This is a genomic window from Candidatus Pristimantibacillus lignocellulolyticus, from assembly GCA_023639215.1.
Lineage (GTDB): Bacteria > Bacillota > Bacilli > Paenibacillales > Paenibacillaceae > Pristimantibacillus > Pristimantibacillus lignocellulolyticus.
In genome coordinates this window covers 2,555,819-2,579,073 of the sequence record CP097899.1, presented here as the reverse complement: position 1 = coordinate 2,579,073, position 23,255 = coordinate 2,555,819, and the positions used below count along the sequence as shown (strand labels likewise).

Annotated in this window: 11 protein-coding genes; all 11 read right to left on the bottom strand. The window is 38.6% G+C overall.

Going from position 1 to position 23,255, the window contains the following annotated elements:
* Positions 1-141: 141 nt before the first annotated feature.
* Positions 142-2,076 carry a DNA polymerase gene (locus tag NAG76_10820; protein ID URN96677.1) on the bottom strand — a complete coding sequence of 645 codons (1,935 nt, stop codon included), beginning with the start codon at positions 2,074-2,076 and terminating at the stop codon, positions 142-144.
* A gap of 78 nt (positions 2,077-2,154) precedes the next feature.
* The gene (locus tag NAG76_10815) at positions 2,155-2,703 is read right to left on the bottom strand and encodes a DUF2815 family protein (protein ID URN96676.1); all 549 of its coding nucleotides are present in this window, start codon (positions 2,701-2,703) and stop codon (positions 2,155-2,157) included.
* Complete coding sequence (locus tag NAG76_10810) at positions 2,696-3,844, bottom strand: DUF2800 domain-containing protein (protein URN96675.1); 1,149 nt, start codon at positions 3,842-3,844, stop codon at positions 2,696-2,698. Before NAG76_10810 ends, NAG76_10815 begins: the two co-directional genes overlap by 8 nt.
* The gene (locus NAG76_10805) at positions 3,837-4,178 is read right to left on the bottom strand and encodes an rRNA biogenesis protein rrp5 (protein URN96674.1); all 342 of its coding nucleotides are present in this window, start codon (positions 4,176-4,178) and stop codon (positions 3,837-3,839) included. The genes NAG76_10810 and NAG76_10805 overlap by 8 nt, the downstream gene beginning before the upstream one ends.
* Positions 4,179-4,417: 239 nt before the next feature.
* Positions 4,418-4,951 carry a sigma-70 family RNA polymerase sigma factor gene (locus NAG76_10800; protein URN96673.1) on the bottom strand — a complete coding sequence of 178 codons (534 nt, stop codon included), beginning with the start codon at positions 4,949-4,951 and terminating at the stop codon, positions 4,418-4,420.
* Positions 4,952-5,467: 516 nt separating this feature from the next.
* Positions 5,468-9,448: an HsdR family type I site-specific deoxyribonuclease gene (locus NAG76_10795; GenBank protein ID URN96672.1), complete on the bottom strand. Its 3,981-nt coding sequence runs from the start codon at positions 9,446-9,448 to the stop codon at positions 5,468-5,470.
* Positions 9,449-9,466: 18 nt separating this feature from the next.
* Positions 9,467-10,663: a restriction endonuclease subunit S gene (locus NAG76_10790; GenBank protein URN96671.1), complete on the bottom strand. Its 1,197-nt coding sequence runs from the start codon at positions 10,661-10,663 to the stop codon at positions 9,467-9,469.
* 2 nt (positions 10,664-10,665) lie between these two features.
* Positions 10,666-13,422: a type I restriction-modification system subunit M gene (locus NAG76_10785; protein ID URN96670.1), complete on the bottom strand. Its 2,757-nt coding sequence runs from the start codon at positions 13,420-13,422 to the stop codon at positions 10,666-10,668.
* Positions 13,415-13,639 carry a helix-turn-helix domain-containing protein gene (locus NAG76_10780; GenBank protein URN96669.1) on the bottom strand — a complete coding sequence of 75 codons (225 nt, stop codon included), beginning with the start codon at positions 13,637-13,639 and terminating at the stop codon, positions 13,415-13,417. The genes NAG76_10785 and NAG76_10780 overlap by 8 nt, the downstream gene beginning before the upstream one ends.
* Before the next feature lie 445 nt (positions 13,640-14,084).
* The gene (rlmD, locus tag NAG76_10775; protein URN96668.1) at positions 14,085-15,479 is read right to left on the bottom strand and encodes a 23S rRNA (uracil(1939)-C(5))-methyltransferase RlmD; all 1,395 of its coding nucleotides are present in this window, start codon (positions 15,477-15,479) and stop codon (positions 14,085-14,087) included.
* 283 nt (positions 15,480-15,762) lie between these two features.
* The gene (locus NAG76_10770) at positions 15,763-22,824 is read right to left on the bottom strand and encodes a beta-N-acetylglucosaminidase domain-containing protein (protein ID URN96667.1); all 7,062 of its coding nucleotides are present in this window, start codon (positions 22,822-22,824) and stop codon (positions 15,763-15,765) included.
* Positions 22,825-23,255 lie beyond the last annotated feature (431 nt).

The window sequence follows — 23,255 nt, the reverse complement described above, 5'->3', positions numbered from 1 at the left end:
CATTCCACAATTTAACACATTTACAAAAAAAAAACGAGATAGCACGTACTAATCATAAAATAAGTGCTATCCCGTTTTCATTATTTAAAATTTGAAGGTCTTTTATCTTCTTACCACACGATAATCCGAATACTAATTCATTTAATCTTTTTGATAAAACTGACATTCATAGCCATCAGCGCTAAGTAACAGACCATTTGCCCAGCTTGGTGTTCTAGCCACCTGTTCACAGATAGCAGAAAGTGACATATTCATATCCGCCTCGATGATAATTTTATCATGAACATGAGCTACAATAGAACAATCCTTTAATGTCTGCATGGCATGACATAAAATATCACGGCTGATTGCTTGAACAATATTCTCGACAAATTTTGGCCCATAACTTTCAATTCTTTCCCATTTCTTCGTCCCACCGATACCTTCATAAGTAACCGACTCACCATCGAACACATTCACCCCCATACGAGGTTTCACATAGGCAAGCCGTCTGCCAGAAGGAAGAACAATAAAGAGCATCCCACTTTGATATCTGAATTTAATACCATGTGTCTCTGTGGGAGTTTTCTGCTTAACACAGGTTTTTACTGCACGGTCAACATCCCACCATAGTTTTGTAATATTGGGATTGGATTGTCGCCAAGCGGTTACAAGCGGCTGCAACTCATCTTCTTTAATCCCCATCTCCAAAGCACCCATTGATTTTAAAGCTCCAACAGAACCGCCGTAACCAAGGGCAAGCTCTGCAATTTTCCCTTTTTGACGGAGATGTCCATTCACACCGTGTTTTTCAACAGGTACATTAAACATCTGAGAGGCACTGGCACAGTAAATGTCCCCACCCTTTTGGGAAACTTCTGTTCTCCATTTTTCACCCGCAAGCCAGGCAATGACACGAGCCTCAATGGCTGAAAAGTCTGCAACGATGAATTTCATTCCATCACGGGGTATGAAAGCAGTACGAATAAGTTCGGATAAGACCTCTGGTACAGAATCGTAGAGCAGCATAAGGGCATCAAAGTTTCCGCTACGAACTAAAGCACGTGCCTGTTCCAAATCGGGCATATGGTTTTGAGGGAGATTTTGTAATTGAATTAATCTGCCAGAAAATCTGCCGGTTCTATTTGCTCCATAAAACTGAAACATCCCTCTGGCACGGCTGTCATGACATACCGCATTTTCCATTGCTGTGTATTTCTTCACCGATGATTTTGCAAGCTGCTGACGAAGTTCTAAAACATTGCCTAGTGGTTCAGGTGCTGTCTTTAACATCTCTGCAACTGCTTTTTTACCAAGGGTGTCTGTTTCTAACCCATTCTCGGAAAGCCAACCTTTCATTTGTTGCACCGAATTTGGATTCTCTAGATTGGTCATGTCCTGCATAAGGGCAGTTAGCTTTTCACGAGTATGTTTATCTATAGCGACAGCCTGTTTGACAAAAGTCATATCAATGGCAATGCCACGATCATTGATCTCCTGGTCGAGATGATATTCCGCCCATATATTCTCCGGTATCTGGAACTTGGATAATCTCTGCTGTATGGACATTTCGGCTTCCACGTCACGGAGGTTATATGCCTTAAAACGCTCCCATTTATCCGAGTCATGTTCAGGCAGATTACGCACTCGACCGCCATTTGACTTTGTAGGAGAGCAAGGTGTACAGAAGTATCTGATAAGATCTTTACCCCCAATTAGCTTTTGTCTTTCCAACCCTAAAACAGCACCAACACCCTCTAAAGAAAGAGGTAGTCCCATATATGCTGACCATATCATGGAGCATTTCCATGATGCAGGGTCAAGATATTCAGTAAGGTTAAACCATTTTGATAGACAGACACGCTCGAACATCGCATTAAAAGCCCACTTGGTAACGGAATCATCCATGAGGGCATTGATAATTTCCTCCGGTATTTCCTCTCCACATGCAAGATCAACAACCTGTACTTCGCCATGATCAACGGAATATCCAAATAGCAGAATTTCAAAATCATCACTCTCGACATAACGGTAAACTCCGCACTTTTGAAGATTGACACTTGAAAACGTCTCTATATCAACAGAAATAGAATTCATATATTGTCGTCCTTTCCAATACAGACAAGATGGCAGAAGAACATCCTCCGCCACCTCGCTTGGTTAGTTATTCGGCTGTTATGCCAAGAAATCATCATCTTCAACAGTGGTGAAATCATCCGCAGCATTGGTTCTGCCGCCCAAAGGCTCTCCGTCCCTTACCTTCTGTATATTGCCAAGTCCGCAAGCCACACCCTTATTGCCGTTAGAATTGAAAGCATAGAAATTTAGAGACACTCTGGCATAGCAACCGCTGTAAACCTCGTTACGATCCAGGATAGGTCTGACCGCTTTGTCTACAATCTGAGGTGGAGTATTGCTGTTGGCATTTACAAAATAATGACCTTTATAAGCCTCATCATCACGTTCTACATCACCATCTCTAAGTGGCAGTTTGATGGCAGCCTTATTTGGTTTCTTACCACCGAACTTAGCGATGCCCTCTTCAATAGCTGCATCTACTGCTGCATTGATTGCATTGATGGTTTCCTTGTCTGTCTTTGGAATCAATACCGATACACTGTACTTTTCCGCTCCGCCATTAATGGATACCGGTTCCCATCCGTGAAAGTAGCTGAGACGTATTTTCATACTTGTAACAACCTTCGTTCTATTTTGATTATTCATTTTCCAATTCCTCCATAACTTCATTAAATTCGTTTTTTACGTTTGATAGTTTCATAGCTTGCCGCTTATCTGAAAGTGGAACCAGCGTCGGCTTTCCTGGCGGCTTATGTATGAGACCACCAAGGATTTCTTCAAATTTTGTCTTGCCCATCAGCTTCTGCATTTCTGTAAGGGTAATGAGACTCTGACGGTAAATATCCTTATATCCGTTTGCCTTGGCTACTTCAGCCACAGCACCTTCATCCTTATATTTGCGAATAGATCGACCCTGAACTATCTTAAATCCTTGCCACTCCTTACCGTGATTGACTGCAGCATCCGTAGCATAGGCCATGATTTCATTTGCCCACCTCGTAAGGTCGGTTAGTTTAGATAGAACTTCCTCAATTTCTGAGTCCGTAAGTAGGGGCGGCAATTTAAACTCCAATTGTGCTAGTTTCAGTTTTTCCTCAGCCCTTGCACGACATTTAACAGCCGCTCGGCAAAAAGTACACCACTCACCCGGAAGATATTCACCTTCGCCATCATAGGCCTTCTTCGCCTTTGGTATCAGTTCATTTTCTGCCCAGTCTTTTAGCTCATCTACTGGGATTGTCCATGTGCTGACATTCTCTCTACGCGGTTGGAATATAGTCATGGAAACCTCCTCGATGTCATACAGGCTATCGTAGATTTCCAAAGCTCCAAGTGCGTACAATTTCATCTGAGGATTATCCACCACATCTACCAACACACCCAAGCCATACTTGAAATCAATAATATGGAGTTTTTTATCTGCAATGATGATGCAGTCACCTGTTCCGAACCCATGTGGTACATAGCGGGAAAAATCAAGACGTTGTTCAATAAGTACTAACGGGTCCGTACAGCTTTGCTTCGCCAATTCAAGCTGTTCCATTACAAATTCCACATAGGCATCGCTGTGTTCTTCCATCTCGTCGGTGTTATAAGGCGAAACAGGACGCTTGTTTCTTATATGAAGTGCTTTTTTAAGTTTATGTTCGCAAAGATTGTGTGCAGCAGTGCCTTCTGCCGCTGCATTGGATTCTTTATTTGCGAACTCCAGTTCCAATCTTGCAGATGGAAGGCAGTTCAACCACCTATGCGACCCTGATGCAGAAAGTACTGCATGATCACTCATTGCCAAGTACCTCCGCATCTTTTAGCATATCTGCATAATGTTTTGGGACAACTTCGCTTAACTTAGAGCCTCCGTATTTTTCAATAATCTCCCTCACTTGGGCAGTAAGGCCAGCTTGACTCTTTTCAGCGAGTTTCGCTCTGACTTCCTCTAACGTAATTTCCTTCTTCTTTTGCTTTTCCGTTTTCTTCGGCTCAGACTCTTTTGTAGATGTAGTCGGCTCTTCTTTTTTGACAGGTTCATTACCCGCCATTACTTCTGCAACCGCTTGTATGCTGTCTGCCAAGGAACGCATATCAGAAACCACATCAAGGAGTAGTTTGATTTTGCTCATGGTTTAATCCCCCCTCCTTAATCTCACTGATGGCGAGTTCCTGTACCGTGTAACCCGGAACAAGGATAGTCAGTTTCTGCTTATCACCAAGTAAGAAACGAAGGAAACGTTCCCTTATAGTGACATTACGGCAAGTGACAATCCCGCCAGACTGTGGAGTTTTTGAAACACTGATTTTCAAATTGTGTTGCATTTGGTTCACCTCTTTCCGAGAGCCTTTATGTGCAACCCTCTACCTATTAGCCGTGGCAAGAGGGGAAAGTTGAGGAATTCGGAAAAACTTTTTTCAAATTTTTCTTAGCGGTAGCCAAGCGATGTGAAATAGCACTTTTACTTACACCTACACTTTTTGCATAGTCAGTCATTGACATGCCATCAAGATATACAGCAATAAAGGGTTCTGAATGTTTTGGCTTAAGAATGCTACGAATAATCTCACAGCAATATTCATACTCTTCTTTTTTCTCACGAGCCCTTTTATCTAATTTGTCAGGAAAATAGTCCATATGATCGGTATCATCCTTGGCTTCAGCATCCTTACGAAATGGCTTCTTTGGCATCCCTCTGTTTCTATCAAACTTGTGCAAATTGTTATACTCAGGTTTGTTGAAACGCTCGTCCATAATCTCCTGTGGCAAACGGCGGGCCACCGTTTCTTTATCCTCGGCAGTAGATAGCCTGTCCTCATAATCTGCATCAATCATTAATGTGAAGTCCTCGTCCGGTACCTCTAAATTTGTTAGCTTGTCATTATAGCGAATTGTAATTTTCATTTTGCATCCTCTCCGCCGGACTGCAATGGCGGCAAAGGACACAAAAATAGGTCTGTGCAGAAGTACACAGACCCTTTGTCCTGAAAATGAGCGCAACAAGGTAAGGTACTTCTATTGCATCACACAACAATCCTGATGGATTAGTGCGAAACAATATGTATCCTTTGCCTTATTGCAAATCAGGCATTTGATATTTTTTTGTAATTTCATTTTATAATTTCTAGATTTTTTGCCCGTTGAATAAAGTTCATCATCAAAAAGCCTTAATAACGGACAATCTTTATTTCTTAACTTTGAAAATCCACTAATTTTGCAAGATCACTTTCATGCAAATAGTGTTTTTGAGACAAAAAAATAAGGAACAGTACATATTTTCATATACACTGTTCCTTATTTAAGAATAAAAGTCGCTTTTATAACTAACGACAAATAAATATCCGATGAATTAAGTTCATCAAAAAATTTCAAAAAAAAAAGACCAGACATATAATCCGGTCTAATCAGTAAAATATCGACTTATAACGGCGGCTGATGAATAAGATAGTCTAAACTTTGTTCTTTAAGTTCATCATACACGTCCCCATAATCAGTAGCCCATTTAAGATGTAACAACATATCATAAGTTTCATTATCCGTACCTATTTTACCAGGCGAAGTCATACTTAAACCTAGATCTGCTAATTGCAGCATTCGATCACTTACCCTAAATGGAATATGAATTCCGAGACAAGCAGAAATAACATTTAGCTTGGTAAGGTTTTCGCCTTTTTTCATATTACTGATGGTTCTGATGTCCAAGCCGGTTATACTTTTCAACAATCTACCCGAGTAATTGCAAATATGTTTACCCATAAGCTTTGTCAATGCATCTCCAAACTCTGATTCCCCGATAGCTTTCAGCATTTCTTTAGACATTTCATTTACTAGTCCATATTGATTAAGTAATTCTTCACTTATCTCATCATAATAATTGAATGCCACATCTGCTTTCGCTGCGGGAAGTTTCACATAGTGCAATTTCCCGTCATTTTCATCCACAATGAATTGAAGGAAACATTCTTCCTCATGGGCTTTTGCATATTCTGTTAATTCAAGGTGACCATCGTCAGTTCGTTGAATATATTGATAAGATGCCAGACAAACCTTATTTTCCACAAAGGCAAAGCAATCAGTTTTTACTATGCTTTCTACTGCTTTACTTTCAGAATACCAGTTGGTTAGCATTTCACTTTTTACTGTCGAAACTGTCCTTTTTCCAACATAATCATTTTCTGTAAGAGCGACACCAATATTTTGTACATCTGATTTTGTCTCTTTAACCTTTGGCTGCGTATACATATCTTCGTCATTCACATATAGAAATGGATCTTGACCTCCACTTAACAAGAAAGAACGAAGATATTTCTCACTATATAATGCTAACCTAAGTTCAACATACTCATTTCGGAGAACAAGCTTAAAAAACTTTCTGGCTTTAGTTTTATTCACCGAATTTTTAAGTTCCGTAAATTTACCATAATTATCAAGGGTGCTACTATTAACTTTTCTCTCCAACAGTTCACGAAGAAGATTAAAGCTACAACCAAGTCGCCTAACTACACGATTAATTCTGGCATATTCATCTGCCTTCATGTAATCTGCAATATACTGCCTGAAGGTTTTTCCAGGAACTAAACCTGCTTTTCCATTCTCTACAGCATGTACAAATCGTTCAGCGTAGCGTTGTTCCTCTTGGGACAACATGGAAAATGATCTATGTAGTTCTTTTAATGCCGCAGCCACAATTTCGGGATCGGTATCGCCCTTTATCAATGTGACATACTTATCGAAATTGGAATTCATATAGTTAGCGTCAATTTTCCCAGTATCATATTCAGTGATATGAATATCCACCTCGTATGGAACATCTCCGCCTCGGCCTCCGCCACCGCCTCTAGAAAGTTCTTTGTATCGGGCAAGGAGGGTCAAAAATGTCATCTCATCAAGTGCTACTTCAATAGCATCCTCAACCTGATTCTCGTCTGGATAAAATTTTCTAGACCATACAAATCCCTGAATCAATGCAGCCTCCAAATGCGTTACAAACAATTTGAAGTCTTTAGCAAATTTTGCTATTGTAGCTGAATCCTCTGGTAACTTTTCAAAGCTCTCAATATTAGCATTTTTGAAGAGCTGATCAATACCCAAAAACAGAGTATTCATATGTCTGAGGTTGTTTGGGAGCTTGTCTACAAAAAGTCCAGAAGGAACATCTCCTGAATAAGCTTTAACCGCTGCTTCAATATTTTTCTCCATAGTGTTAGGACGGCGGTAGTATTTTATAATTCCGAAAGGTTTCTCTGCCATATCATAGAGACGGTTGGTTCTAGAAAATGCCTGGATAAGATTTTCGTATTCCATAACTTTATCTAGGTATAACGTATTAACCCACTTAGAATCAAATCCAGTTAGCATTTGATTTACAACAATCAAAATGTCAATTTGCTCATCTTTGCCCAAGCGTTCATAAGGCTTTTTATGTGACATGCGCAAACTAACATCTTTACGAAATTTATCGTAAGAAGCAAAGGTGAAAGATTGAGAGAACTTACTGTTATAGGCATCCAACATTTCTACAATGCCGTCTTCCTTATCAAGAGAGCCCCCACCCTCGTTATCAATAGACGGATCGAACATAGCCGTAATCGTTAGTTCCGGCATTTCCTTTACCATCAGACGATAGTACTCTACTGCTTCTGGAATACTGCTGGTTGCAAAAATAGCATGAAATTGTCTGTCTCGGCTGTAAAGGGGCCATTTCTTTTTAATATCAGTAATAATTCCCATCTTATATTCAGGTGTTTGATACTGCTCGTTTGGAATGTAATCCTCTATACCACTAATCCATTTACCATTAACAAGCTCTCCGTACATTTTCACCTGTGATGAATCCATATATTTGAGAAACATTTTCTTCTTTTTTGGGTCGCTCATGGCTTCCTGCTGAGAAGATGCTTTTGCTTTTTCCTTTGCAATTTGTTCCCTCAAATCATTGTCATCATAGATACGAACAAGGTATGGATCAAAGCCAAGCACATTCTTATCTCTAATTCCATCTCCTAATGTATATCTATGGATTTCATCGCCAAAAATAGTAGGTGTGGTGCTGTCTTTCTTGGCATTTAAATCCTGAATTGGTGTTCCGGTGAAACCAAAAATAATAGCGTTCTTAAAAGTATTCTTGATATTAATTAGCATATCTCCAAATGTAGAACGATGGCATTCGTCAATAATGATCACCATACGTTTTCTCTGTATAGCTTTGAGATCTGCTTCATTTAGACCAATATCCTCTGCAGTAATATTGCTAAGTTTTTGAATAGAGGTAACAATTAGTGTATTATCAAGATCATCACTTTTTAATTTAGAAGTCAGAATTGTGGTGTTTTCAGTTGCCTGTACTGACTCACTTTCAGATGCGAAAGAACGGTACTCTTTTAAGGATTGAATACCTAGCTCTTTACGGTCAACCAAGAATACCACCTTCTCAGCATCATGGTTGCTGGCGATCAACTGAGCCGCCTTAAAACTGGTCAGTGTTTTACCACTGCCCGTTGTATGCCAAATGTGGCCTCCCAGCTGATTACCATCACCCCAGTGGCTTTTCTTCTCCGCAACAATGTTAGCAATGCCAACAGCAGCATAATACTGATAGCTACGCATTACCTTAAGAATTCCATCACCGGTATCTGCGATAGTATAGAAACCAATTAACGTATGTGCCATGGGTATAGACAAAAACCTATATACGAAAGTATGCCAATCATTGATGGGGTTATTATTAAAGTCAGCCCAATGGAAGTAGAATGCCTTATTAAAAACACCATCTTCACCTGGATTGGCAAAATAAACTGATTCCTTTGGCTGCATTGCCACAAAAATCTGAACCATAGAGAAGATTCCACGGAATACGCCTTCATGAGAATATTTCTCTATCTGGTTATATGCTTCGCTGACCGGGATACCACTACGCTTTAGCTCTAGGTGGATTACTGGCATACCGTTGATAAGCAACATAAGATCCCCGCGTCTATTGTTAAGAATGGGAGACTTAGTCTTGAATTGTGGCTGCTGCACAATTTGATAACGGCTTTGACCTAAGGCAATTTCTTGGCGGTCATAAATTTTCAAACTAACTTCTTTACCAAGATGAAGTTGATCTTCGGGGTTATCGCGAGTGATCGAAATACTTCTACCGTTGATAAATTCATTCAGGCGAAGAGGTGACTGCAAAGCCTTTACCTGGTTTATAATCTGATCCATTTCACCTACAGTCAGAGGACAATCATTTAAACGTGTATTCTGCTTGTTATTATTGAAAAGAATATCTGCCCAGTTTTGAATCAAATCTTTTTCGGTAGGATATCGTATAATATCCGGTTCCCAACCATATTCAATCAGGGCTTTAATGACGGCGTCTTCAAAGTCTTTTTCTTCTGTATATATAATTTCAGACATATCAATCACCTCCTTGATTTACACAAACATTTTTTCTAAACAACTAGCCTTGATATTTTTTAGCTTTTCAAGCTTACGCTGTTGAAGGGTGATAAGATTGTCGAGATGCTTGAGAACGGCAGCGATTTGATCCTGTTCTTTTTCCGTCGGAAGCAAAAGCTCAAATCTACAAAGGCTTTTGTAATATAACCTTGTCCGAGTTCCCCCCATTTTTTGCTCTCTACAAAAAGCTCTGAATTCTGGGCTAGAATTCAAGTACTGAATGATTGCAAACAGATTATTATCCTTTGAAGCTGTAAAAACGGGATATTCACGGCTTACAAGTCCATTTTCAACAATTTCATTGATATTAAAATGAAAAATATCATCGTCACTCATATGCCGATATGTACAAGCCGCCATTGGTACAATGCTAAATAACGTTTCTTGGTTATCCGTAGAAGTATTATCACGGTATTCATTTTGCATCATCAGCCCACGTCTTGAGGATGTAAGCAACGGAAATCCCGATTGAAGCGTGGTATATTGCTCCAATTCTTCTGTTACTTCTCCAACCTTACGCCGTTCCCAATGTTCGGTAAATCCCTTAAATCGAATTTCAGGGACATTCATTCCTTTTTTAGGGAACATTTTTTCCAACATGGCTTTTTTTACAGTCAGCAACTTATCATACTCTTTCTGACGTAGGGTGATAAGAGTATCGAGGTAGGAGAAATATGCGGCTATTTCCTTTTGCTCCATAATATCTTTAGCAAGATTTATTTCTATTTCACTCAAAGCAGGATATTTCAAATTCCAGGTATCAGAGGTTATTCCCTGAGAATTAATTTGAAAAGTATGGATCATATCCAGGTTCTTAAAAAGATATGAAACACATTTCGAATCAACTTTTTCATTTGGTGAAAGCACCGTATATGCTGGGCTTACAATACCCTCATAAGGTGAATAACCACTTGCACCTTGCCACATCCTCATAGAATTGTAAGCTATATCTCCAACACATACTTTTTTGTATTTTGACTTATCTTCATTAGAACTGTCGTGGCGACCAAGTTCGGAAAATTTCTTTATACCATCATTTATTGTAACTGAAATCAGCTCACCGTCTGGCATATTTTCGGTGCGTTCTCTAAAGCACTCACCAAGCTTACGCTGTTCCCAAACATCATTGTATTCAGAAAATCTAATTCTAGGTGTTAATTTTTCTTCGCCCATACTTAAACCTCCAAACTCTTTCTAAATTCCGCTAAACCTTCCATATCAGGTGCACTTCCACTAAGATCACCAAGCATCTTATGCAAGGATTCGCTAATATCAATTATGCCTTTTTCAATATCAGCAAATGTAGTGGCGTACTTATTCTGCAATGTGATGATTTTTGAAATCATCTGATTAATCATGTCTTCTGGCAACTGGAATATTCCACTTACAAGCGGTTCAATCCATTTTAAATTCAAAAGTCTCAATGCAGTATCTTCATCCATATGTTCAATGGTCTCTTTTGTTTTTAGATGGAGTTCATCCTTTTTGATTCGAAGTTCACGCTTGCTCTGTGTTTCTTCTTCCATCAACATAAGCACTTGCTTCATCTTTGCATCAAAAGAGTCTTCAGGGAAATCGTACTCCATCTGCAATTGCGAAATGCGACTGTTAATAGCGGGTTTGCCATAAGTGCCATCTTTATTTGTATTCATCTCATCCCACGCAACTGCATCATTTGCAGCTATATAATCCAACTTATCCTTCTTTTTGGAAATCAATAGATATTTTTGAAGAGCTGCAATTTCCGGACTATCTACATCCTTTAATGCCTCTGCTACAAAAGTTTTGACTTCCTTCGCAACAAAAGAATCCTTTTCTTCAGTCACTATGCTTCCTTCCAGTTCGTCATCTTCCAATGACTCTAAAACTTCAGTATAAATAGAAGCAATTTCACGCAATCGATTTTCAAGAACGATAATCTCATTCAGTTCATCTGTATGTATTTCTTTCTGCACCAATTCAAAAGGAAGAATACGACCTTTCCAGCCTTCCTGTACTTCTGGCACTTCGTCATCGTCATCTGATTTCTTTTTAATAACCATATTGGGGTCAACGTGGAAAATTGCTTCAAACCCTTCACTCTGAATCATTTCCAAATCAACCGTAATAACGTCCCAATTATCCGATAAGATTTGGTAGGCTTTATATTTATCCAAGAGTTTGACCTTTGAAATGCGATTAAAAATCTCTTGACGCACTTCATCCTTTTTGCCTCGCGCATTTACATCTAAAATATCTTCGATGAGAGAATCATGCAAGGATTTATAAAAACCATCAAAACTCGCAGCAAAAGCCTGTCTGTATTCTTCGATGGAAGGAACCTCTAGTGTGACAGCTTGGATGTCCTCGTGTGGAATCATTAAATAACCTTCAGACATCTCTTTGAATAGCGCATCAAAAAGACCAGGGAATGTATCCCAATACTCCTTAAGTAATGTGGCTTCGTGCATCGGAATGCCCCCAAACATAGTTGCCCGAATATCCCAAGTTTCTGGTTCATCAGAAGAATCCACATATCTAGGAATATTTAGGTTATATTCATTTTCACGAATCTTCTTTTTGGTCACAAGAGCTGCATATTTTTCAATAGGCTTTCTAAGTCTCACAGCATCTGCAATCTTTTTAATATCACAGGCACGAAGTTTGTTATTTTTTCCTGCTTTTTCAAATCCTTTTGAAGCGTCAATAATCAACACATCAGAATCCTTACGTGTTCTTTTCAACACCATAACAATCGTAGGAATAGATGTTCCAAAGAATATGTTTCCAGGCAAACCGATGATGGCCTCAATGTGATTTCTTTCGATAAGCGTTTCTCTGATTTTACCTTCTTCACCACCACGGAATAATACACCATGTGGTAAAACGATGGTCATAATACCGTCATCTTCTAAGTGATATAGCTCATGCAGCAAAAATGCATAGTCTGCTTTTGCTTTTGGAGCTACGCCAAACTCTTTATAACGAGGGTCATATTCTTTATCTTTTGGGTCCCATTTTTGAGAGTACGGTGGATTAGAAACTACAGCATCCACCTTGACTAGCCGATAAGTCTGATCTCTATTTTGGTCATTTTCAAAGAAAGGCCAATCATCCTCTAAGGTATCGCCATTTCGTACATTAATGTTTGAGGGGTTGATACCACGCATAACCAAATTCATACGAGTAAGGTTATATGTGTTTTCCTTCAACTCCTGTGCATAGTAATCGACCTTATTCTCACCAGAGATAAATCGACTAATTGATGTACCTATATTGATGAGTAGAGATCCAGAACCAGATGTTGGATCATAAATTCTAATGTGCTCTTTGTTCTTTAAATTTTCAGCTATAATTTCAGACATCAGAATTGACACCTCATGCGGGGTGTAGAATTCTCCAGCCTTTTTTCCTGCATTGGCTGCAAACATGCTGATTAGATATTCATAAATAAATCCTAGAATATCATAATCCTGCTTGCCATCCATAGGAATCCGTCTAATTAGCTTTAACAAGCTCTTTACTGACTTAGTCTGCTTTTGAGCTGTATCACCCAATTTAGAAAGACCAGACTGCAGGGTCTTAAAGATGTTCTCAAAAATCTTCTTATAGGTCTCCTCTATGTTTAAGTCAAATGCATTTAGAGCATCACGAACATTGGCGATATTAAAATCATCGCCCATCTCAAGCCATGCAGAGAACAGATTGTTATATGAGATAAAATATCCGATATTCTGGCGAATGTGCTTTGCCAGTTGAACATCTTCCTCACTGACTTTTTTTATATCTACATCTTTATATCCTTCGTCCTTCAAAAACTGTATTTCACGTTCTGAAAGGTACTTATAAAACATAAAACCGAGGATGTAATCCTTGTATTCGTTTGCTTCTATCTTTGAACGCATCTGATTTGCTGATTGCCAAATCGTAGAAGCCAATTGTTGTTTATTCATCGTCATAATCCTCCCGTTTTTCGTAGGTGAGTCTAATGTCATAACCTAATCCCTCCATCATTTGGATAAAGGTTTTATTTATAACACCATCATCTTTCTTTACAATCCGATTTACATACTGTACGGTTTTTCCTATTTTTTCAGCCAAAGCAGCTTGTGTTGTATCAGCCTCAACACATTTTATTTTAATATCTTTTTCAATATTGTTTTTTATCATAGAACTGCCCTCCGTTCAGTAGATTTACAAATCCATTTAATATCATGGCACAAATAGGATGATTTCGTCAATATATTTAGTTGATAATTCTTGAGTGAGATTTTCTTTATAGCTCCTTTTAATTTTTCTTATGTCTTTCAAAATAAACACCTTTATCTACTCCACCTATTTTCAACACTTTTGCTAGCATATATTATCCCGAAATTCAACGGTATTAATATAAATTGATATGAATTGCAAAAACTGTGCTACTTTAACAATCCTATCTCCACAACCCGACTAATTTATCTAAACTGTCAACTCAACCCTATCAACTTTAGAGCATTTGATATGTTCCCTAAAACAATAAAAATAAGGGTTTCTCGACATCGTCTCCTCCGGAAAAACAGCTGAAAGAAAAACGAAATGTCTGGAAACCCTTTATTTATAAGCTTTTAAAGCCCCTCTATTTATCAATCCGTGACATCAAAGCCACACACTCAACATGCACAGTATGAGGGAATAAATCCACAGGTTGCACGGTTTGAAGCGTGTAGCCAAATGGTAGCAACTCAGCTACGTCAGTTGCGAATGTGTCAGGGTTACATGATACATAGACGATACGTTTTGGTTTGGAGCGTCCAATACGACGCATCACTTTCCCACCAGCTCCGCTACGTGGTGGGTCTATCAACAGAATATCTGCGAATCCGAAATGTTCATGCATCTCATCTAGTCCCCTGCGTGCATCACGGGCAAGGAATGTCGTGTTATGCAAATCATTATCGATAGCATTCCGTTTTGCGGATTCAATCGATGTCTCGACAAGTTCAATTCCTGCCAATTCCTTCACTCGTGCAGCAAACGGTAATGAGAACGTGCCGACTCCACAAAACAGGTCGATCATTTTCTCGTCTGCTTGTGGTTTTCCCATCTCAAGCGCAAGATCCACAAGCTTTTGAGCCTGTACAGGGTTCGTCTGGAAGAATGTATCGAACCACAGACGATAGCGATAACCTGCCATTTCATCATAGATGAAATCACGCCCCGCTAACAAATGTGTATCCTCGGATTGTGTGCGATCCGCCCAATCTGTGTTCACAAGCCAAAGTAGGCTTTTCACGTTCGGGAACTTTTTCGTAATCCGCTCGACAAGATTTTCAATTGCTGACGCTAATTCACTGTCAGGCGTTTGCGTAGCAAATAATGCCAGCATCATCTCGCCAGTCGCAAACGATTCTCGTACCATTAAATGACGAAGAAGGCCCTCATGTGCATCTTTGTCATAGCCATTAAGGTTGAATTCTTTTACCCATTCTCCAACTTCCAACATGCCATCGACCATATTCCGCCCTGCAATGAGACATGTTTCCAGTGGTATAATTTTACGGAAATTCCCTTGCTCATGCATTCCAAGATCCCCTTCAGGGGAGAATGTGAACTCCATCTTATTCCGGTAATGCCACTGATCGTCCATACCAATCGTATTCAGTACCAGTTCAGAATCTATTCCTTCACGTTCCAACGCGCTCTTCACATGGTTCGTCTTATGCTTCAATTGACCTTCATACGTCCAGTGTTGCCATACACAACCTCCGCAAAGCTCAAAATGAGGACAAGGTGCATCCGTCCGTTCAGGGCTTGCGACTAAAATCTCTTCAGCCATTACTTTTCTTCGTTTTTTATCGGGATCATCGACGACGACCTGAATGGACTCTCCGATGAGTGTCTGTGGAATTGTTAACTTCAACTTTCTAGGATTGGAACCTTTACTCTCACGCCAAATGACAGCTAGTCCATTGCCTTTTTCATCTAAATGATCGATTTCCGCGACGAGCGTTTGTTCTTTTATATTAGTCAAGGAATGATTCCCCTTTCAACAGTTCATTCATGTATTGAAGGATTATTCCCACAATGCTTGTGTGCCACTTCAAAACAGACATACCTATCATTATAACGAAAATAGAGCAGAATGAACATCCACACCATCCAAATATAACAACGGCAATTTAATGAAATAGTAAAATAACCTTGAACTATAAGTCCAAGGTTATTTTACGGTTATCCCTAAAGTTTGTTGAAACCAACCAATACTTGATACAAGCTCTAATTAAAAGACAAGTAAACTGGTAAAGTTATTATCGCTAATCAATCATATCTAACGCTTTGAGTAAATTAATTAGTACAGCTGCCGCCTGTCCTCTTGTAGCTATACCTTTAGGAGCAAATGTTGTTGCAGATGTACCTTGCATAATCTTCAATTGATAAATTAACTCAATATCTGTTTGTAAGTTTGTATCTATCGTATGATAATCACTAAACTTACTCCCTAAATCAATATGATCTTTGGTAATAGTAATCTTTTCATACTTTATTACCTCTGCTAAAATACTTGCCATTTCCTCTCGAGTAATAGGAGCATTGGGCATAAAGTTATTGTACTCAAAATGTGCCAATAGTCCTGCAGATTTTGCCTTCATAATGGTATTGTAATACCATGCATTTTGCGTTATATCTGTGTACATTTTTGTATTGTCTTGTACATTTGGCAACTTTATTGCATTGACAATCATTTGTACAAACTCAGCCCTAGTAACTATTCTATCAGGCTGATACATTTCATTTCCAATACCCCTAACAAGTCCTTTAGCTGCTGCATTTTCGATAGTTGTCCTTCCCCAATAGTCTGCTTTTACATCTGTAAATTTGATACTATTCTCAGCCACTACATACATACTATTGGTGTTTGAACTAATCGTCACAACCCACACACCATCTATCTTAGTCGCTTTAGCTGGAACAAATTCTAAAGCTTTAGAGGTCTCATTGTAATAAAATGCTCCCCATGTTTCTGGCATGTTTTTCATATCTTCTGGCATTGCTATTACCCTTTTAATATCTTTTGCAAATGATTCTGCCTTACCAATAGACTTCTCTGTTTTTTTATTGATGATATCGATTGAAAAGTCTACTACAGCACCCATAACTTTGCCATTTGGCAATGCATCTTTTAGTGCTTTTTGAACATCTTTATCACTTGATTTATCAGTTAAGGTTATGGCAAAGTATACATCCTCAGATTTTAAATGGTGTGCTGCAATCATGCTGTCAAACTCTAGAATCAAGGATGCAAGATTTACAGGCACTTGATAGCTACTATATGGCGCTTTAACCTCAAAGACAAAGTTAGAGTTTTTACCCTCTATATCTGTTAAAGTACTAGCAGCTATATTCACATATACGATGCCATCTTTGTTTGGAGTAACCTCAAGCACAACAGAAGGCTTTGTTATGTCAATTTTGCCTGGATCTAATTGAGTACCATTTTGATTAATCGTGATGGTTGGATTATTTGTGCCTGTATTAGTTGAACCTCCACTACTTCCACTTTCTTCTAGACGTAGTCCAATTAATGCTTGCTCAAGAGTTAATAAAGTATCTTTCACGCTTACTTCTGTAGGTTCACCTTGTAGTAATTGTTTGGCATTGTTAAGTGCAGTCTGTAAAACATTCCAGCTTGCAGCTGTATAGCGACTTTGTACTAGTTCACCTTTAGTGATCTTTTCTTCTATCTCGCTAATTTTAGCTACTAATCCAGATGTATCCACCGAAGAGTCAACTTCTTCTTTTTCTTTAAGGCTACTCATTGCATTTTTAAGATCTAATAAGGCAGCTTGTATTTCTACTTGTGTAGGTTCACCTTGTAGTAATTGTCGAGCATTTTCAAGTGCAGTTAGTAACACACTCCAGCTTGCAACTGTATAGTCTGCTTCCACTAGGTCACCATTTGCAATCTTTTCTTCTATCACTTGTATTACCAACTCAAGGTCAGAAGTTTCTACTATAGCTGGTAGTACAATGATAGTAATTTGAGCGTTAATATTTTCATTATTTTCAACACCCTCAGGGATAATTAACGTTCCATCAAGTGTTTGTTCCCCTTCAAGAGCTGAATCATAATTCCCTTCCATCCAATTCACGTAGGAAATGACGCTGTATCCATTATCTAGTACAGCAACAACCTTACTAGGTAGTGGTAATTTAACAAAATCTGTACCGAAAGCAACCGTAATTCCTTTGGCGGTGGCAGAAATTATTTGTGGTGTATCTTCTAATATTAAACGAACCGTTGCCTTCATATCTTGTGAATTTGAGATGTTGCTAGGCAAGGTTAGTCTTCCAGTTAAATGTTGCTCTTTAACATTAGCATCATATCCTTCTCTATCCCAAACAACGGGTAGGCTTAAAGAACTGCCATCTGCTAACGTTACTACTGTTCTTTTAGGTAAGCTTAGATTGTCAAATTCCATCCCTAAAATACCAAAAGCAGTTTGATCTTCTACCATAATAACATTCGGATCCTCATTTACTTTTCGGGTACCTGTTACTACTAATTCCTCTAACCCAACGGCATGACCTGCTGCAGCCACATTCATTTGCGTGAAGAATAACCTAATATAACGTTTCCCCGCAATCGGCTTATCAAAAGTAATTTGATCAGTAGGATTAGCGGCACCCCCATGCGATTTGCTAATCGCATGAATTGTCTCCCAGTTAGCATTACTTTCCTTGCTATCAGATAACTCCATTCTATATTCTGTACCGTACACAAGGTTGAAATATTTAGCAGAAACTGAGCTAATTTTATCTACATTGTCACCTAAATCTACAACAATCCATGCTGGATTTTGTGCTTGATCTGTAGGTTGGTTCTGCCTTTCTTTCATAAGATTACTACTCCAACGTTTATTTGTTCCATCTACTGCATATGAGCCCGGGAAATCTTTAGTCTCTGTACCCGATACATCCGTTGGACGCTGTAATGCAAGGTTTTCTGGCTCAGAAGAGGTACCAAAAGACTTCTTACCATTGACCTTAATCTCTTTTATACTGATACCAGTAGCAGCTTTTGCATTAATGTTCATCTCTTTGTAGTAGATGCGGACATATCTGCCTTCACCATTCGAATCCACTGGTATAGTGTGTTGTTCATTTTGAGCCTCAGTAGGCTCCTTATTGACTTCCGCTACTTTTGTCCAAGTGCTCTTGTCATCTGAAACTTGTATTTCATATTTTGTACCACTAGCTTTAGCATGATAATAAATATCTAAGCTTTCGATTGTATTATTACCTTCACCCAAGTCAATAACTACCCAGTTAGCTCCAGAAATTTGATTAGCTGGATTTAGATCATCTCTCTCTTTCATCTTATTGGCACTCCAACGGGTATCTAAATTGCCATCTACCATATTTTCACCTGGCCAAGAACCTGCCGTCTCTAAACCTGAGACTTCTATAGGCTGGTTTAGAGCAAGGTTTCCTTCTATGGTTTCCCCCATTCCAACTTTAACGGTTACTTTAGCAGTCAGTGCTATTTGAGCTGGATTTTTTATATTGGAAGGAAGTACCAATCTTCCAGTTGCGTTATAGTCTCCTTTAGTTAGAGGATCGTATTGACTAGCACTCCAGTTTACTTGTAGTAGCGCTGTCTTCTCATTACTAAGTGTCACAGTCACCTTTTCTGGTAGTCCTACCATTTCCCAAGGGGTACCATTATTTACGGTTACATCTTCAATGATCGGTACGTTAAAGATGCTAGGATGAACGATCGATATCTCCTCATCTGGTTTCACTCCATCTTCTCCTGTTGTAGAAAAGAAAATCTCTGCAATGGCAGGTGCCGTATTCTTAACCCATTCCAAACGCAACTTTTGTATTCCATCTAAAGAGTTGGTATCAAATAGATTAGCACTTTTATCAAGTTTCCCAAGGTTTGTCCAGTTGCCATTTAGAGACTGTACTTTCACAATAGCATTTGAAATACTATTTGGATCTTGCAAAATATTAATACTATTTACGTTTACATTGTCTGAGAGTATATATTCAAAATACCCGTCTTCCATTTCTATAAGACCAGGAACAAACATGGTAGATAAGTTTCCATCTAGCATATCCTCGAATGGACCCATAGGTTTTCCAGAAAAAGCACTAATTCTTTCTTCTTCTGCTATTGTTTTATTTATTTTTAGTTCATGAAGTTTTAAGTAATAACCATTATTTTGGGTAATCTCTAATTTAATGTATCTTGCCATCATTCCATTGCCATTCCCCTCAATATAACGATACGGAGGGTCTAATCGACTATCACCTCCACCATTATTGACAGTGGCAATTGTCGTCCAATCACTTTTATTGTTTGATATAGAAAGGATTCCATTATACACTTGTGGATTCCCATCAGCAGTCATCAGTGCTACATCATAGACTTCTGTTAACAGACCAAGGTCTACAGTAATATATTGTCCTGTTGCTTGAGCCTCATTGGTCCAGGCAAAAGTGTCATCCTTTCCATCAAATAGATATCCCCAACTGCCTTCCTTTAGGGCATTCTTTAAGTTGGTTTCAATCACTTTAGGATTCATATCTACACTGGCTAAGGAAACAGATAAACGATTAAAATCAAAGGTTATGGACTCATCACTGTTATTATATAGCCTAACAAAGCGCATAGCAGTGTTCCCCGATAAAGTAGAGGCATCTTCCCATTGGGCTTTATTTAAGGAATATTCCAGCACAACTCCATTTGGTAATGTAGGATGTACTGAAATGGCATTAACTCCAGCAATCTTCGGCAAACTAATTCCTACATATCCTTTAGCAGGTAAGGTGATTTTATCTGATGCTGTAGTAAGAATATAATCAGCACCATCTACTGTAACGGAACTATCTTTTAACCCATCTACATTAGTGTATATACTATACGGGTAAGCGTTTCCATTAATCGTGAATTCACGGATAAAGGTCCAGTAATCTGGTTTTCCCGGTGTTCCAGTCTCAACAAGCCGAACTCGAATATACCGAGCCTTAATGCTAAGTTCCTTCATTTCAATGCTACGTGAATCTACAAGCGGCACTAATGTGTTCCATTTGTCTCCATCAGCGGAGTATTCTAGTGTAGCCTTATGGAAATAATCGTGATCCGTATCATTTTTCCCTTGTAAAATCGAGATACTATTGACTGATATAGCCCTTCCAATATCTATTCCGAAATAGTCATCTTTTTTCTGTACAATTTGGAAACTAGCATAGGTGTTTAATTTGCCATCAAACATATTGACTGTATTACTAGAGTCACTCAATTGTTGTCCACCCATTACTCCATAAAAAGAAGAGAGAAACTCAGTGCTGTCAGGATTAAGTAATGGAGTAAGCTTATTTGTTACAAAGGGAATTAACTTTGCGACAAAAGGTTGAAGCCTTCTAGTACCTGCCTTAGCACGCGTCTCATTAGGAAAAGTCGTATAACTGTCCCAAGTTGAAAGGGCTCTACTAGCAGACGATAGACTTCGCCAAGCCATATCAACATCTTTCTGTTCCAGTGCTATAACGGCTTGGAGGGCTTCTTTTCCAGCAGTCGCAACATCCTTTAATGATTTAAGCCACGGATCTAGCTCTTCAATCAAGATAAGGTTAGTGCAATTTTCTCGAAAATCTTCAATAGCCAGTAGAATGTTATCAAATTCCTTTAGTAATTCCAACGTTTGTTCTTCCTGTGCTATAGGCTTGCCTGAAGTTGCATTGGCTAACACTTTTTCTAAACTGTCTTTAATATATTCACTTTCTGGAAAACCTGCTACACGAGTAGAATTCGGTGCGTTAGCAACATTTCTTCCTATCGTTAGATAAGACTCATATACCTCTGGTTGGAGATATTTAAAGCTGTCTTCCCACAGAGTTACTGCATACTCGCTATAGTTTTGGTTATTCCAAAACAAACTAGCTAGTTGGAATAACCCTACTTTATTTGTTTCTGTAAATTGAGATGGGTTAGATACAGCACCTCCAAGTCCAACTACACCATTACGTACATAATGGCTAATCTCTCCAAGGAAAATTCCTGATTTTGCATGCTCATTTACTGGATAGTTAATCCAAAACATAGGTTCTAAACCTGTTTTGTTAATAAGATAATTAATGCTATCTTGAGCAATAGGACTATTCACATCCTGCCCCGTCCAGTAAATCATAATACGTGGATCTAGTTTGCTTAAAGCCAGAAGTTCTTGCCCATTCCCTGACCAGTTAACGTTATATCCCTGTGGACAATAGACAATCGGTTCTAAATCTTCTTTTTTATCTACATAATCTGTCATTAGGCGATTTAGTAGCGCTACAACATCTTCGTTTTTACCAGACCCAAAGTCATCGTTCAGAACATCGATTCGCCGTACACCGGCATCATATAGTTGGTCAAACTTTGCAGTTAATAGATTATAACGTTTCTCGTACTCTTGTGGATGTGTGTCTATAGTTATCCCTCTAAAAAAGGACTCTAAATGCACAGACCAAACAAATTTAACCTTTGTTTCTTTCCCCACTTCCACAATGTCTTCTAAATCTCTTATTTGATCCTCAGGGTATGGTTCTGCCCATTTTGATCTATGATATTCATCACCTTTTGCGGCATACACAAAACTATTCATTTTTACATCTCGGGAGCTGCGCATTAAGCTGGCACGCCCTTCATGATCCCAGACACCGTAAAACCCTTCTACAATGCCACGGTATTTCATCTCAGCCCAATCTTCGATATGAACTGGCAGGAAATACTGTCCTGCAAATGAAGAAAACATCATTTGTAGCGTTGCAACTCCATAGAAGGCACTATCTGTGTCTTTCCCTAGAATAGTAATAACACCTTCCTGGGCATCTAACATATAGGAGTCAATTTTTTCATTTCCAAATACATCAAGACTATTATTCATCGAAATATTACTATCTACGTAATTGTCAACAATGTCACCTGAACCTGATACCCCTACTAAAATATTTGTTTTTACATCATCAATCTGGTTACTTTCTGTATAGGATACATTATATTTACCCAGTATCTCTTTCAGAAAGTTTTTAGTATACTTATCAATACCATTCGCACCATTTTCAAAGACAAGATTTACTCCATTACCTAGAGTAAAACGTTCCCCCGCTAAATATGTAATAGAATGTGGTACAGGATAAATTTCGTACTTGTCTTCATTGTTAGAAAATCCTTCATCTAAAAGTGTCAGAGTACGATCATAGGTTAGTGGCACAGCTGCAGTTACTGGCATAACGGTTGCAAATAACATTGATACACCTATCATTACACTTAATACTGCTGAATTTAGCTTATTAAGCCTACTCTTGGACTTCATCTTTTTCCCCATAAAAAATACCTCCCAATGATATGTTTTCATTCCCTGGATAGGTTACACTATGTTGGACAAAAATTATGTGGGCTAGTTGACTGAGAATAATATGAAAAGGAGCGTTTTACGAGTATTAAACAAATGGCGCTATGTATTATTATTTGTTGAGCTATTTAATTGTGAAATTACTGGATAGAGGTAGAGATTTTGACAATGCAGTAGCTGAAGCTTTGTTTAAACGGAGTTTTATTTGAATGCATGGAACTCTGAGTTATGTAGCACCAACTTGCTTTACATAAAAACAGACTCTCTTTTTGGTTTCTATCACTAGATAAAAGAAAGCGCTTTAAATTTTATGTATTACATAACTACTTTTACAAAAACAACATCCCTTCACAGATCATGGATCACTCCTTTTCAATAATCATAAAATATAGTCCCTTATCTCT

Bases quoted from the DNA above. Each gene is read 5' to 3' on its own strand.
- NAG76_10770 (URN96667.1), bottom strand. From the start codon at position 22,824: ATGGGGAAAAAGATGAAGTCCAAGAGTAGGCTTAATAAGCTAAATTCA.
- NAG76_10780 (URN96669.1), bottom strand. From the start codon at position 13,639: ATGATAAAAAACAATATTGAAAAAGATATTAAAATAAAATGTGTTGAG.
- NAG76_10800 (URN96673.1), bottom strand. From the start codon at position 4,951: ATGAAAATTACAATTCGCTATAATGACAAGCTAACAAATTTAGAGGTA.
- NAG76_10820 (URN96677.1), bottom strand. From the start codon at position 2,076: ATGAATTCTATTTCTGTTGATATAGAGACGTTTTCAAGTGTCAATCTT.
- NAG76_10810 (URN96675.1), bottom strand. From the start codon at position 3,844: ATGAGTGATCATGCAGTACTTTCTGCATCAGGGTCGCATAGGTGGTTG.
- NAG76_10805 (URN96674.1), bottom strand. From the start codon at position 4,178: ATGAGCAAAATCAAACTACTCCTTGATGTGGTTTCTGATATGCGTTCC.
- NAG76_10815 (URN96676.1), bottom strand. From the start codon at position 2,703: ATGAATAATCAAAATAGAACGAAGGTTGTTACAAGTATGAAAATACGT.
- NAG76_10790 (URN96671.1), bottom strand. From the start codon at position 10,663: ATGGGCGAAGAAAAATTAACACCTAGAATTAGATTTTCTGAATACAAT.
- NAG76_10795 (URN96672.1), bottom strand. From the start codon at position 9,448: ATGTCTGAAATTATATATACAGAAGAAAAAGACTTTGAAGACGCCGTC.
- NAG76_10785 (URN96670.1), bottom strand. From the start codon at position 13,422: ATGAATAAACAACAATTGGCTTCTACGATTTGGCAATCAGCAAATCAG.